The following is a 12,952-nucleotide window of genomic DNA, read 5'->3' on the forward strand; positions in this document are numbered from 1 at the left end:
CTAAGCTAACAATAAATTCAAGTTACCTAGGCGAATGCCTAGGTAACTTTCATCATTTAGAACAGTGTATCGCCCGCTAGCTTTTTTAAAGCAAATTTGCCTCGTTCCTTTCCAATACAGCTTTGAATAGCAAATTCAGTGACTCAAATAGAGCTTCTCGCCCATTGTTGCTCCCCACATAGTGCTCATGCCGAAGTAATTCAGACTCGATAAATTCATTGATGACTGGCACCGCAGGCGCGTACTCTTTCTCTAAACTGACTCTCTTACGCTCTAAGAGAGCAGTAATAGCTTCATCTAAGGGAATGTGTTCGGCCACTAATTGGCGCAGTTGGTCAAATTCAATGGGCGCGGGTTTGTCGTATTTTTCTAGCCACTGGATGGCGAGCAATGGTCTCAACACATAGAAATACTTCTTCAAAGGGACTAAATCCCTTTGTAGATATCCTCGGAAGTTACCTTTAGCCATGTGTAAGTAGTGATGTATCCCTTTGTGTGAAGAAGCGATAGCCGGCATTAACTCCCTCGCTCTTTGAGCGAAATAGCCATCATCTACATATACAATTGGAGACTGTAACCACTCAATAAAAGCAGGGTTCGACTTCCAAAATAGGTTTAACGCCTTACGTAAATCCCAGCCATTGATATCTATTTCGTCGACTATTGGATATTCGATAACATCGCGTCTATCTTCAAGATCGATGGATAGGTACCAGTCTTTTTTACGGACATAGATAAAGCGCACATCGTAATCACTATTCGGGCTGGAAAACCCCCACGCTCGACTGCCAGATTCAACCGCGTATATCACTTTAATATCATGTTCTTTTTCAGCTGCAGCTATTCTGCGCAATATTTCTTTTCTGATTTTCGTGTCTATGACTTGTTTCGATTCAGCGAGTTCACTAACTCTACCATTCATTGCCATTTTACTTCCTTAGCCCTTTACACAAACGATTTGCTTCAGTGTGTAAACCACTTCCACTAAGTCTTTTTGAGCTGCCATGACTTTTTCAATATCCTTGTAAGCATGGGGAATTTCATCAATCACAGAGGCATCCTTTCTGCACTCTACTCCTTCGGTTGCTGCAATTTGATCATTAATGTTGTAGACCTTTTTAGCTTGTGTTCTCGACATCACTCGTCCAGCACCATGACTACAGCTATTAAAACTCTCAGGGTTTCCTAACCCACGAACAATAAAAGAGCGAGCGCCCATGCTTCCTGGAATAATGCCCATTTCGCCTTTTTCGGCTCTTACTGCACCCTTACGAGTCACATAACAATCCTTGCCAAAATGCCGTTCCCTAGAGACGTAGTTGTGATGACAGTTCACCGCTAACTCAGCGGTAGAAAACGCGACTGGTATTTGCTTTTTCAGTGCAGATATAGCATTAAACATCATTATTTCACGATTCTTGGCGGCAAAATCTTGTGCCCATTCAACCGCTTCCACGTAGTCATCAAAGTATGCGCTGCCTTCTTCCAAGTAAGCCAAGTCCATATCAGGTAAGTTCACTTGATGGCGTTGCATTTCTTTCTTTGCAAGCTCTATAAAGTAAGTGCCAATTCTGTTTCCTACACCGCGACTTCCTGAGTGCAACATAATCCAAACCGCATCGTTTTCGTCTAGGCACAGTTCTAAAAAGTGATTACCCGTGCCCATGGTGCCTAAATGCTTAACATGGTTGCTTTTTCTTATCGCTGGGTGCTTGTGGCAAATAGTTTCAAATCGTGTTTCGAGCTTTTTCCATTCGCCAGCAACGACATCTGGAATATTGTGCCAAGCTCCTCTGTCTCGGGCTTTTCCCCTTCCTCCAGTACGACCATGAGGTACTGCTGCTTCAAAAGCATGTCTGATCCCTGATAAATTATCGGGTAACTGGCTGGCCGTTAACGTTGTTTTTGTTGCTAACATACCGCATCCAATATCGACCCCGACGGCAGCGGGTATGACAGCATCAACAGAAGGAATAACACTTCCAATCGTTGCGCCTTTACCAAGGTGAACATCCGGCATCACCGCAATATGTGAATGGACTAACGACATACCAGCGATGTTGTTCAACTGCTCTTGAGCTTTGTCATCAAAAGGCACCCCTTTAGTCCATGCCTTGATGGTGGCTCTTCCTTCATTTTCAATAACGTTATAGTTTCTACACATTGTTGCTTCCTTAATTCTATAATCGCCGCGCAAGCGTTCGCCAATTCATAGCCGCTCAGTCTCTATCGATATGCCTACGCGACTTTTACAACCCCATTCATTAAACCTTCTAGGCCGCCATAAACCGTTAAGCTATCAATTTGGTCTGCGATTTTTTCTAACGCTTCAAGCTCTTTTAGGCGCATTAAAGTCGGGTTGTTTTCCATGACTTTTGCTGTGTTGTGTAAGCTTCTTGTCGCCGCAGTTTCTTCGCGTCTTTTGATCACATTGGCTTCCGCTGCCTTTTGCGCTTCGACCACTTGGTTCAAAATGGCTTTCATCTCTCCGGGTAAAATGATGTCTTTAACGCCGACATTCATCAAAGTGATACCCATTTCGGATAGGCGCTCTGCGACGAGCTCTTTCACTGTTTCATTGACATACAATTTATCCAGCAGGATATCGTCTAATGATTTTGTGCCAACCGCTTCTCTTAAGGCTAATTGCAGCATTTTGTAAACAAAATCATCAACGTTATCGACACTTCGTGCAGCTAGTTCAGCATCATGTACCTTAATGCTTGCACTCAAATTAATTCGTAGACTGACGCGGTCTTTACTCAAGATTTCTTGACCAGAAATCTCAAGTAGTTGAGTTCTGCAATCAAATGATTTCAGCTCAACGGAGTGGTTGAACTGCCAGAAGCCATGTCGTCCAGGCGCGAGTCTTTTTATAAGTTGGCCGTTTACATACAGCAAGCCAACATGGTCGTTTGCGACGGTTAGATCAGCGATGGGTTTGGTTGCTATCGTGCTTTCGCTTCTGATCAAACGTGAGGAGGTATTCGCCCCAGCACGATTGATTAAAAAAAGTGTTTGTTCTTCAACTTCAATCTCTTCATCTATGGTCACTTTCTCCAAGCGAATGTCACCTGCGTCTTTCCATAGGTATAGTTGCTCGCTAGGGGCGACTACGCCACGTAGCAAATCGTTAACGTATAACAAGCCAGCTTCATTGCTTTTTAGTTTCCAATGCGAAATGTGTTCATGAAGTAACTCATTATTTTTGTACAGTCTTTCGGCATTCTCCTCAGAAAAAAATAAAGAGTTAATATCGAAAGTCATGAATTCGATTTCGTTTTTTAAATCCCATATTTTGTGCTTGCCTTGTGTTAATACGGAATCTAGCTTTTGATTTTTGAACACTAATACTCTTTGGTTTTCTGCTACTGATACTGTTTTTCTTAAAGATAGTGTTGTTCCAAACATCTTAATTTCCTTCGTTTCTTGCCATATACCGATGTGGTGATGTTAGTAAGAGTTAGATACGTGATTAATAAAGGCCTAAAGCTGCACTTCAGTAGGGAGCATCCTGCTTGCTACTGATTATTCACTCTGGCGCTTATCTACCATTGGTACCAACGGCTTACTAACGTTTTAACTACTCATTGTAAAAAGGGTGGGACTCGAACCCACAACAATCGAATTAAACATTCGAGGCTCTACCAATTGAGCTACCTGCATTTAAGATGGGATTCGAACCCATGACTCACGAAATTTCTTCGCTGCTCTACCTCTGAGCTACTTAATGGTTATCTGATAAGGCATACGCAGTCACAGTGTTCAGCGCACCGGAGTGACCTTTTGAATCACAACCAAATCATCAGACAACTAGGTAATATCAAGCTATGTGCCAAAATGGTGATCTTTCTTGAAATTTATTTTTAAGTGATTGTATTTGTTGGTAAAAATATATTTTCTTTGCTCTTTTAGATAAAAGTGCGTTGATAACAAAAACACAAAAATATAACCTAATGGATAGCTAAGTTATCTATATGGATACGATATGAGTAAGAGAACAGTGGCGATAAGTCTTATTGGAACTCAATTGGATTTTGTTGGTAAAAGAGTGGACCGATGGGCAAGGTGGCGGCCCAATGTGAGTTTGTGCAGTCAGCAAGACTTGCTGGTCGATGAGCTACACATGCTGCATGATAACCACAGCTATCGCTTGGCAAATAACGTCGCTGTAGACATCGAATCTGTGTCTCCAAAAACCAAGGTGACACTGCATTCGATTAACTTTTCCGATCCGTGGGATTTTGAGGAAGTCTACGCCAAGCTTTTTGATTGGTGCCAACAACAAGAATTCGATACTGATAACAACGACTACCTTTTTCATATCACAACCGGAACACACGTTGTTCAAATTTGTAGTTATTTACTTACCGAGAGTCGTCACTTTCCAGGGCGTTTAATTCAAACCTCTCCTGATCACAACAATAACAACAAGTCGATTGGACGTGTGCAAATCATAGACCTTGATTTGTCGAAATATGACCAATTGGCGACCCGTTTTGATGTCGAACATCAAGAAGGCAAAGAGTTTCTTAAAGGGGGCATTGAAACACTTAATACAGGGTTTAACCGATTAATTACTCAGTTAGAAAAGGTCGCGATACGTTCTGAAGACCCCATGCTATTAACGGGCCCAACCGGAGCAGGCAAAAGCCAATTGGCGACTCGCATCTACCAACTGAAAAAGAGACGTGCAATGCTTTCTGGCGCTTTGGTATCCGTAAACTGTGCGACGCTAAAAGGCGAAAATGCTATGGCGGCCTTATTTGGTCATACCAAAGGTGCATTCACTGGCGCTCAAAAATCACGAGATGGTTTTTTGCTTACAGCCAATGATGGCGTTTTGTTCTTAGATGAGATTGGTGAGCTGGGCCTCGAAGAGCAAGCCATGCTACTGCATGCGATTGAAAATAAAACATTTCATCCGGTAGGGAGTGATAGCCCTGTACAGAGTGATTTTCAGTTGATTGCGGGTACCAATCGAGATCTCAAGCTCGAAATTGAAAAAGGCACGTTTAGGGAAGATTTGTTAGCGCGTATCAATCTTTGGACTTATCAGCTTCCTGCATTAAAAGACAGGAAAGAGGATATTCCTGCCAACGTTGATTATGAAATTGATTTGTACGCGCAAAAATCAGGACAACGGGTGCAGTTTAACAAAGAGGCGAAGCATGCTTTTATCAGTTTCGCTACGTCCAACGAAGCGTTATGGGTTGGAAACTTTCGAGACTTAAGTTCAGCGATCACAAGGCTTTGCACCTTAGCAGACTCTTCGAGAATTTCTGTTGACGATGTAAAAGATGAAATTGAACGACTAAAGCGCGCTTGGTATCCCACTCGTCAGCAATCTAAGCTCACGCACGTAGAAGCGTGTTTGTCGGTTGCTGAGGTGGAACAACTGGACCAATTTGATGCCAACCAGTTAAATTTTGTGTTGTCTGTATGTCGCCGGCACAGCAGCATGGCTTCTGCTGGTAGGGAGTTGTTTAATGTGAGCCGAACATTGAAAGCTCAAACTAACGACTCAAGTCGGTTGCAGAAATATTTAGCTAAGTTCGGATTGAAATGGGCTGACCTATAGATCTGCATTCTTGCCATTAGGGTTGGCTTTGATATTGGGAGCGGCGCCATATAGGGACGCGGTATTGACAGACATCATTAATCGGACGTCACCAACCATCAGAGATAACTGAGCGGAACACTCCAGCGCAACATGCCTCAATAGACGCCAGTACCAAGAAAGTAAATCATACGCTATTCAAATAGCCCTAGCTCATCACCCACCCGTAAAGAATCGAAAGGTGCAGAGTAGATGGATTGAATCTTGTGGATTTCGTTAATGTCCAGTAACTTAATGAACTCGTTTTGGTTGCCGTTTTTAACTAGAAGCTTAATGTGTTTAAGCTGTTCTGGTGTGGCACTCTGTGCGATATCTAAGAGGTTTTGCCTTTCTTTTTGAGAACAAGTTTCCCGATTATCCATAGAGATAAATAACACGACATTTTTCTTATCTTGGGTTGACAGGGAGTTGAACCAGCCGTTAACAGGGAATGGTTTATTGTTCGTCTTGGCTATATTGTTGCATTTAGTCAGTTTATCCCCATAGCTCGCCAAAGCTTGCTCAAAACTGGTTGCACAGGCGGTAAACGAAAGTATGGATAGTGCAAGAGCTAGGTTACAAAGACGCACGGACTACACACCTCCAAAATTCACCTTCCTTGCCATTGGTTTGCCATGTTAAAGGTTCGGCTATCTGGTGAATTCTGTATTTAACGGCTGCGTTTACAGAGGCGAGTACCTTGGCAAACTCAACCCAGTCATAAGCCGCTATGTTTATGAGTCTGCTTTGGGCTGGCTTTCGACCTAAGAATAAATCGAACAGCGGGACCGCTCCAACTGAGTAAGCAAGCATGTTGCCTCCTTTCATTACCTCTCTGATTTCACTAACTGCTTTAAAGGAGCTGCTAGATAGTTTTACATCCTTAAATGAACAGTAGCCAATATTCGACAAAAGATTGCTCCCAGTGGTTAGTTTTTAGAAACTTATAACATGAAAAGATGTCTGTTTAACCGTCAACTACAAGGCTGGTGATTTTCCCTAGAAAAATACACGCCTCAATCATTAATGTATCTTTTTAGTGTGTCCTAAATCTCTTCTCAGCCTCAAACAATAGAAACCGTTTTCTGTGACGGCCTTATCTAAACCTCATCCTTTACTCGACACATTGTTAACACACCTCTTTACAAGGTACTGATTTTTGACCAGTTAATCGCCCTACGCGCTTAAAGCGTTGACTCTTCAGAACCCCAGCGATATCCTGCAAAAGCACTGGCAAAATCCAGTGCCAGGATTGAACCCCTGCAACTTACACATGGCGCATTGATGCCGGCTGAACCTTAGCCTTCATCATGTGCGGCCTCGGCGCATCCGTCGAAACCTGAATTGCTTAGTTATTGCGCAATTCAATTCGGTATTACGGTGGGCTGGGCGAGGCAGCTTCGGCTGGCCGTTTCCATGTGTGCGGTAGGTTCAACCTTGTTCAGTTCACCACCCTTTGTTATGGGGTCTCTGTGTGGTGATGGAAATGTTTTCCTGTTGGAGGTTACCATGCCAAAGCTCACAGATGATCATGTTCTGAAAGTCCTCAATTCTATTTGTTACCGTATTCACACCGAGCCTGAATCGATTCGCTCCCATATGCGTGATTTATCGACGCTGCTCAATGGGCCCGACCCTAAACAAACGTCTAAATACAGCTGGCTCGAAGCGATTATTAGACAAGCGCAGCTCAATCGCTTCACCGAGCACTGCTCCCCATCTCGTGACGTGATACTACCGATCTTTGCTTAGTTAAGATGCAAGGCCAAAACGCCTATAACTTGTGTTTTACCCAAGACGTCGATCAATGTATTTGTCGTTTACAGTCTTTGTGCGCACAGCCGATTGAGCTGGTGGCTTACGGGAAAGCGAAACTGAGCCCAGACGCACTGCTTGAGGTACTGTCTGAACCGCAGATCCAGAAGAACCGTTGGTTTCCGCTGAGCGATAGTCAGCGGGATGGCATCGTGAAAACGCTTAAGGGAGAGCAAACTCTCACCTCGCGTTGATTGGCTATCAACGAGCAGGTACAGAATCACTGAGGTTTGGGGTAGGGTGGTTGCTCTAAGTTATTAATAGAATTTTTATTCTTCTTACTAAGATAACCCTCACGCTCGCTTTTATATATCGATATTATGTATGGTTCTATGTATTTACATTAATTTTTAGTCACTTATGGTAGGTTAATGGCAAGTCAGGCAAAGAGAAAAGCGAGACTGCCTGTTGTTAAGGGTGTTAGCCCTCTAGTGTTAAGGTGTCTGTCCCAATTAGATTTTCAAGAACCGCTTTGGTTGCAAGTATCAGAGATATAAGTCGTTTTTTGTGAATTTCAGGGCATTGATTCTCAATAGTTTGCTGTAGAATTTGAATGTCGCGCATCGTTAGGGCTCCCTATTAAATCCATTTAATCAGGTGTGTTTTTGGCGAAATTCATTAGATCAGAATGAGCGATGTGCGTCTACTCATTGTTTTATATAGAAATTATGAGGGGATTCGTAAGAATGCGGCGTTAGGGCTCTGCATTATAACAGGTAATATCTATGGAACTATTTGAACAAGAAGAATTTTACGAGTGTGCAACTCTGTTTTCTGTTGCTGAAAGCCCTTTAGATGTAGCTACTTCATGGTTAGCTTTAAAAGGTAAATTCCAAGAGCTCAGTGGAGTGATACACTTAGATGATTACGACAGGGTTGTTTTACCTGAATGTATTAGAAAGTACACCAAAGAACCTTTTGATTATCTAGTTCCATACTTTAAGTCTGAGCGCCTGTACTTCATTGATGATGATATGCTTGAAGCTATCTTCCGCAAAGAAAAAGTGTATTTTCCTATTGATTATACGGTTATGTTCGATACTAACATTGCCTCTTATATCAATAACTTAGTTCGAGGTAAGTCTATAGGTAATGTTCAAGGCGATTTTTTGGGATTAGTTGATGAGTTACTAAGAGATGATTTGAATTTTGACTTTCTATTTTACTTAGTTGAGAACATTAAAACTGTCATGAAAAATGCAGATTTTGCCTCTAAGAGTAAACTAGGCTTCTGGCTAAGTTTAGACAAGAGCTTTCGTGAAAATCTATGCAGCTTACACCTCTTTGCAAGTATTGATTGCCAAGAATATAAGAAAACACTAAACCCAAAGTTCACCGTGTCATATAGGCAAGCTGTTCGTAATGCAATAAACTCAGTATATGGATTTTATTTTGAAAACAAGCATACACTAAATGATTTTATGTTGCTTCAGAGAAATCTACTTTTAAATTTGATAGGTATGGTACGCGTTCAGGAGGAGTCAAATAAAAACGAAAGGAATAAAATGAAAGTCTACCTTCAATTTATGCATGAATGCGTCGGAATATATATGGACCGTGAAGCAATAATTGCCCATAAGTATTTCTCATCGAGAAATAACTTACCCATTCTCAAAGAGGTGCAGAAACGATGCGAAACACAAGGATTGCTAAAAAGTTAGACAACATCGCGTGGGACATGGCAGCTCCGAGAATTATGGAACAATTAATACCTTTAGGAATGGGTAGTGATGGACATTACTTTGTCCCAATGTTTCTTTCATTTGATAAAAACTTAAAGAAAATGCTAAAAATGCACCCAATTAAAGGGGCAATTTATAATAGAGACACCTCAGACATCATTCCATTTCCAGATGTAAGTAGTGGCGAATATTTTGCCGAAAAAAAACTTGAGAAAGAGATTAATTGGATATGTAGCGAAGAACTTAAACTCGAACGTAGAAGGCGACCGCGCCATACACGAGGGACACTTCATAAATCTATTATCAATGAATATAAAAAATTATTGGTGGCACTCAAGCCCTAACACATATGAGCCTTCTGCCTGTCAATAGGCAATAACATCTTGTTGGCTGCGCGCGCAGCCAATGCTCTTCGAACAACAAAGTTATCTACTTCGCTTTGTCATTTCGGTCATCAAGCATTGCTTACGACAAACACATATTGAGGATCTCTTATTGCGGTCTCACCGCTGCCAACCATTATTGGCTGGGTCACTAGACACTTATCGATTAACCCCCGCAGGCACCATTCAAAAAAATGGTTAAACAGTGGGTATTAAGGTGTCTGTCCTAATTAGATTCAATATGACGTATATTCGATAGTTTTTAATGAGTTATGGTAAGTTGATAAAAAGTCAGGTAGAGACAAAACGAGACTGCCTGTTATTAAGAATGTTAGGCAAAAAGGTGGATAAAGCATGTCAGAAGAAGTATTAGTTGTTAAAGATGAAGTTCAGCGCCCAATACCAACAGTGTGGCGTCAAACATTTTGCCAAATAGTAAGTTCTTTTGTTGACCACGATTACGTTCTCAATAGAAGCATTGAGGGGTTAGTTCCAGTAGCACAAGACATAGCTGACCAGATAGAAACATATGTTAAAGATTACAATGAAAATTTGGTTGCCTTACCAGAGCAAACTTGGGATTCATCTGTATGTATGTGGATGGAAACTCATTGGGATGTACTAATTGACCTTTGGACTGAAACTGAAGGTTTAAGTGATTTGGTGCTCCAAGCCAAAGTGTTTGAGTCCAAAGACGGTTATAAGTATCAAATAGAAATGGTTTACGTGCCATAGCGAAAATTTGCCTAACACATATGAGCCTTCTGCCTGTCAATAGGCAATAATTCCTGTTGGCTGCGCGAGCAGCCAATGCTCTTCGAACAACAAAGTTATCTACTTCGCTTTGTCATTTCGCCCATCAAGTATTGCTTACGACAAACACATATTGAGGATCTCTTATTGCGGTCTCACCGCTGCCAACCATTATTGGCTGGGTCACTAGACACTTATCGATTAACCCCCGCAGGCACTATTCAAAAAAATGGTTAAACAGTGGGTATTAAGGTGTCTGTCCTAATTAGATTCAATATGACGTATATTCGATAGTTTTTAATGAGTTATGGTAAGTTGATAAAAAGTCAGGTAGAGAGAAAAACGAGACTGACTGTTATTAAGAATGTTAGGCAAAAAGGTGGATAAAGCATGTCAGAAGAAGTATTAGTTGTAAAAGATGAAGTTCAGCGCCCAATACCAACAGTGTGGCGTCAAACATTTTGCCAAATAGTAAGTTCTTTTGTTGACCACGATTACCTTCTCAATAGAAGCATTGAGGGGTTAGTTCCAGTAGCACAAGACATAGCTGACCAGATAGAAACATATGTTAAAGATTACAATGAAAATTTGGTTGCCTTACCAGAGCAAACTTGGGATTCATCTGTATGTATGTGGATGGAAACTCATTGGGATGTACTAATTGACCTTTGGACTGAAACTGAAGGTTTAAGTGATTTGGTGCTCCAAGCCAAAGTGTTTGAGTCCAAAGACGGTTATGAGTATCAAATAGAAATGGTTTACGTGCCATAGCGAAAATTTGCCTAACACATATGAGCCTTCTGCCTGTCAATAGGCAATAATTCCTGTTGGCTGCGCGAGCAGCCAATGCTCTTCGAACAACAAAGTTATCTACTTCGCTTTGTCATTTGGGTCATCAAGCATTGCTTACGACAAACACATATTGAGGATCTCTTATTGGGATTGTTCAGGAGTGTTAAGGTGTCTGTCCCAATTAGATTCAATTCTTGCCAAGATAACGCGCATGGTTAAAAAGTTACAACATGCACGCTCGTTCTTATATATTGTCAGGGTGTATATTTTGATGTATTTACATTAATTTTTAGTCACTTATGATAGGTTAATGGCAAGTCAGGCAGAGCGAAAAACCAGACGGCCTGTTATTAAGAATGTTGTGAGTACTATTGGGAATTAGTGAAATGGAAAATATCTTTTCGAAATGGTTAGAGCTATTGAGTGAGAACCTTGGTCAAGAATCGACATGGGTCATATTTGTCATACTAACTCTGTTTTTGTTGCTGCTTATGTATGAGCGCTTCAATATCTCGATTGCAACATCTTCATCCAACAAATTTAAGAAGTACGAGCTTTTTTTACAGGTATTTGATTCTGACCTGAGCGTTAAGAACCCTATCGTTATAGAGCAGGGATTTGCTAACTACTTTGGTTTTGCTTTATCCTTTGAAGAGATTCAACACTGCTGTAATCTAAATAGACCGACAGAGTTTATAAATGATATTAAGAGGTGTAAAAGCTCCATCAGCTATGAAGATGGCAAATACGAAAAACCAAAATATCACAAGCTTAAAAAGTATTTGTCCAATGCTTTCTATTGGTCCTTTTCGCTACTATTAACCTTATGCTTCTACTACTTTTTAGAATCTCAGCAAGCTGCATGGTTGGTTCCAATAGCAATCTTTTTCGTATTAGCGGGCTATTCTTTAAAGTTTGTTGGTGCATCTTATGCCAGTGAAAGGATAGCGGGTAATAAGTATACTATAAGGCAGTCAGGTAATCGCATCTTATTGTGCAAGTCGTACTCATAACACATATGAGCCTTCTGCCTGTCAATAGGCAATAACATCCTGTTGGCTGCGAGAGCAGCCAATGCTCTTCGAACAACAAAGTTATCTACTTCACTTTGTCATTTCGGCTATCAAGCATTGCTTACGACAAACACATATTGAGGATCTCTTATTGGGATTGTTCAGGAGTGTTAAGATGTCTGTCCCAATTAGATTTTACCGAAGAATTATGGTTTACCTTGGACAGATGAAACCGTCGAGTACGTTATAAATCAACATCAGGCGAATACATCCATAGATGTCATAGCTCAAGAGGTAGCAAGAAAGCCTAGCTCGATCATTGGGTTGCTAAAGAAGAAAGAAATTATTACTGAGGAGCAAGCGTTTTCAATGGGGTTACGTTATCAAGGCGCTCGTGCATGAAATTGCTACTAACAAACTGTTATAGCTACTGGAGGATGGGTGGTAGTTTTAGATGAAGAACACATGTCATGGCTTCTTTTCCAACACACAAACGATATGTATTTGTCGGTGGTATGTGGAACTGTCGGCATGTTTACAATAGAGATTCAATTAACTCATTCGGAAGCATCAAGTTATAAATTAACGGGCAAATCATATATCGCTCAACTTGCTAGTAGTATCCGTGCGAAACCGGAGTATTTTACACTGAGGAAAGTAGCTAACTTCAGAACTGACTTTAACGTCACTGAGGCTTTATCTGAATGGCGAAGTTCGTAGAGTTGTAGCTATAACAAATTGTTCTACAGCGACCCAAGACGCGTGCTATTTTCGCTTCGCTCAATAGTATGGCACACTAGTTTTTCTCGCGTTAACAAGGCGTTAGGATTTAAGGTGTTAAGGGTCTATCCCAATTAGGTTCCATTCTTGCCAAGATAATGCGCATGGTTAAAAAGTAACAACATGCACGCTCGT

13 protein-coding genes and 2 tRNA genes are annotated in these 12,952 nt (G+C 41.2%); 8 read left to right on the forward strand and 7 right to left on the reverse strand.

Going from position 1 to position 12,952, the window contains the following annotated elements:
* Positions 1–85 precede the first annotated feature (85 nt).
* From KW548_22160 to KW548_22180, 5 genes are all read right to left on the reverse strand, one after another.
* Positions 86–928: a nucleotidyltransferase domain-containing protein gene (locus KW548_22160; GenBank protein QXX08345.1), complete on the reverse strand. Its 843-nt coding sequence runs from the start codon at positions 926–928 to the stop codon at positions 86–88.
* A 9-nt stretch (positions 929–937) separates the two neighbouring features.
* Complete coding sequence (locus tag KW548_22165) at positions 938–2,164, reverse strand: RtcB family protein (GenBank protein ID QXX08346.1); 1,227 nt, start codon at positions 2,162–2,164, stop codon at positions 938–940.
* Positions 2,165–2,238: 74 nt separating this feature from the next.
* The gene (locus KW548_22170) at positions 2,239–3,411 is read right to left on the reverse strand and encodes a slipin family protein (protein ID QXX08347.1); all 1,173 of its coding nucleotides are present in this window, start codon (positions 3,409–3,411) and stop codon (positions 2,239–2,241) included.
* A 181-nt stretch (positions 3,412–3,592) separates the two neighbouring features.
* Positions 3,593–3,669: transfer RNA gene (locus tag KW548_22175), tRNA-Lys, on the reverse strand.
* Positions 3,664–3,733: transfer RNA gene (locus KW548_22180), tRNA-Phe, on the reverse strand. Before KW548_22180 ends, KW548_22175 begins: the two co-directional genes overlap by 6 nt.
* A gap of 255 nt (positions 3,734–3,988) precedes the next feature.
* Between KW548_22180 and rtcR the strand changes: the two genes are divergently transcribed.
* Positions 3,989–5,581 carry an RNA repair transcriptional activator RtcR gene (gene rtcR, locus KW548_22185; protein ID QXX08348.1) on the forward strand — a complete coding sequence of 531 codons (1,593 nt, stop codon included), beginning with the start codon at positions 3,989–3,991 and terminating at the stop codon, positions 5,579–5,581.
* Between the two features lie 173 nt (positions 5,582–5,754).
* Here the strand turns inward: rtcR and KW548_22190 are convergent, their stop codons facing one another.
* Positions 5,755–6,189 (reverse strand): hypothetical protein, encoded by a 435-nt coding sequence (locus KW548_22190; protein QXX08349.1) that lies wholly within the window; start codon positions 6,187–6,189, stop codon positions 5,755–5,757.
* A complete protein-coding gene (locus KW548_22195; protein ID QXX08350.1) occupies positions 6,176–6,427 on the reverse strand; it encodes a hypothetical protein in 252 nt (83 codons plus the stop codon). Before KW548_22195 ends, KW548_22190 begins: the two co-directional genes overlap by 14 nt.
* Before the next feature lie 681 nt (positions 6,428–7,108).
* Between KW548_22195 and KW548_22200 the strand changes: the two genes are divergently transcribed.
* The 7 genes from KW548_22200 (at position 7,109) to KW548_22230 (ending at position 12,037) form a co-directional block, all read left to right on the forward strand.
* Entirely contained in the window at positions 7,109–7,351 is a 243-nt protein-coding gene (locus KW548_22200) for a hypothetical protein (protein QXX08351.1), read from the forward strand.
* A 5-nt stretch (positions 7,352–7,356) separates the two neighbouring features.
* On the forward strand, positions 7,357–7,608 hold the full coding sequence (locus KW548_22205) for a hypothetical protein (protein QXX08352.1): 252 nt from the start codon (positions 7,357–7,359) through the stop codon (positions 7,606–7,608).
* 531 nt (positions 7,609–8,139) lie between these two features.
* Complete coding sequence (locus tag KW548_22210) at positions 8,140–9,075, forward strand: hypothetical protein (GenBank protein ID QXX08353.1); 936 nt, start codon at positions 8,140–8,142, stop codon at positions 9,073–9,075.
* A 17-nt stretch (positions 9,076–9,092) separates the two neighbouring features.
* The gene (locus KW548_22215) at positions 9,093–9,440 is read left to right on the forward strand and encodes a hypothetical protein (GenBank protein ID QXX08354.1); all 348 of its coding nucleotides are present in this window, start codon (positions 9,093–9,095) and stop codon (positions 9,438–9,440) included.
* Positions 9,441–9,833: 393 nt separating this feature from the next.
* Positions 9,834–10,214, forward strand: a complete 381-nt coding sequence (locus tag KW548_22220) for a hypothetical protein (GenBank protein QXX08355.1) — start codon at positions 9,834–9,836, stop codon at positions 10,212–10,214.
* A 408-nt stretch (positions 10,215–10,622) separates the two neighbouring features.
* Positions 10,623–11,003 (forward strand): hypothetical protein, encoded by a 381-nt coding sequence (locus tag KW548_22225; protein QXX08356.1) that lies wholly within the window; start codon positions 10,623–10,625, stop codon positions 11,001–11,003.
* Between the two features lie 407 nt (positions 11,004–11,410).
* The gene (locus tag KW548_22230; GenBank protein ID QXX08357.1) at positions 11,411–12,037 is read left to right on the forward strand and encodes a hypothetical protein; all 627 of its coding nucleotides are present in this window, start codon (positions 11,411–11,413) and stop codon (positions 12,035–12,037) included.
* The last annotated feature ends 915 nt before the right edge of the window (positions 12,038–12,952 follow it).

Origin of the sequence: Vibrio neptunius (genome assembly GCA_019339365.1) — a bacterium.
Lineage (GTDB): Bacteria > Pseudomonadota > Gammaproteobacteria > Enterobacterales > Vibrionaceae > Vibrio > Vibrio neptunius.

What these genes read in the sequence shown, in the direction of transcription:
- KW548_22160 (QXX08345.1), bottom strand. Translation starts at nt 928, where the DNA reads ATGGCAATGAATGGTAGAGTTAGTGAACTCGCTGAATCGAAACAAGTC.
- KW548_22165 (QXX08346.1), bottom strand. Translation starts at nt 2,164, where the DNA reads ATGTGTAGAAACTATAACGTTATTGAAAATGAAGGAAGAGCCACCATC.
- KW548_22170 (QXX08347.1), bottom strand. Translation starts at nt 3,411, where the DNA reads ATGTTTGGAACAACACTATCTTTAAGAAAAACAGTATCAGTAGCAGAA.
- rtcR (QXX08348.1), top strand. Translation starts at nt 3,989, where the DNA reads ATGAGTAAGAGAACAGTGGCGATAAGTCTTATTGGAACTCAATTGGAT.
- KW548_22195 (QXX08350.1), bottom strand. Translation starts at nt 6,427, where the DNA reads ATGAAAGGAGGCAACATGCTTGCTTACTCAGTTGGAGCGGTCCCGCTG.
- KW548_22200 (QXX08351.1), top strand. Translation starts at nt 7,109, where the DNA reads ATGCCAAAGCTCACAGATGATCATGTTCTGAAAGTCCTCAATTCTATT.
- KW548_22205 (QXX08352.1), top strand. Translation starts at nt 7,357, where the DNA reads ATGCAAGGCCAAAACGCCTATAACTTGTGTTTTACCCAAGACGTCGAT.
- KW548_22210 (QXX08353.1), top strand. Translation starts at nt 8,140, where the DNA reads ATGGAACTATTTGAACAAGAAGAATTTTACGAGTGTGCAACTCTGTTT.
- KW548_22215 (QXX08354.1), top strand. Translation starts at nt 9,093, where the DNA reads ATGGCAGCTCCGAGAATTATGGAACAATTAATACCTTTAGGAATGGGT.
- KW548_22220 (QXX08355.1), top strand. Translation starts at nt 9,834, where the DNA reads ATGTCAGAAGAAGTATTAGTTGTTAAAGATGAAGTTCAGCGCCCAATA.
- KW548_22225 (QXX08356.1), top strand. Translation starts at nt 10,623, where the DNA reads ATGTCAGAAGAAGTATTAGTTGTAAAAGATGAAGTTCAGCGCCCAATA.
- KW548_22230 (QXX08357.1), top strand. Translation starts at nt 11,411, where the DNA reads ATGGAAAATATCTTTTCGAAATGGTTAGAGCTATTGAGTGAGAACCTT.